This window comes from Streptomyces aculeolatus, assembly GCF_020400605.1.
Lineage (GTDB): Bacteria > Actinomycetota > Actinomycetes > Streptomycetales > Streptomycetaceae > Streptomyces > Streptomyces aculeolatus.
Map to the genome: position 1 here is coordinate 1 of NZ_JAINRD010000123.1, position 337 is coordinate 337.

The window sequence follows — 337 nt, forward strand, 5'->3', positions numbered from 1 at the left end:
CGGATGGAGGCCGAAGGCGTCGGGTCCGTGCTCGCCGGTGTGCTCCTCGGGCAGCACGACCTCCGCGTAACGCGTCGAACCATCACGCCACAGCGCCGTCAGGCCGCGGAAGCCGGAGCCGTACTCGTAACCCTGCTTGGCCAGCCACTCGTAGGTGTCGGTGAGATCCACGTCCGTGGCGCCCGGGGGCGGCCACGCGCCCTGCCACGGCTCGCCGGCCGTGTCGTCGGTGGCGGGGGTGAGGCGGCCGGTGGCGTGCCGGGTGAACGGACGGTCCGTACCGTCGTCCGGACGGGCGTGCACGATGACCGTACGAGCCGACCCTTCGCCTTCCGCG

The 337-nt window shown here is 73.0% G+C and carries 1 protein-coding gene; it reads right to left on the reverse strand.

What is annotated here, in order from left to right; genetic code table 11:
* Nucleotides 1-303, reverse strand: a 303-nt coding sequence (locus LG396_RS38995; RefSeq protein WP_225798342.1) for a polyketide synthase dehydratase domain-containing protein, incomplete at its 3' end; no start/stop codon positions are given.
* Between the last annotated feature and the right edge of the window lie 34 nt (nt 304-337).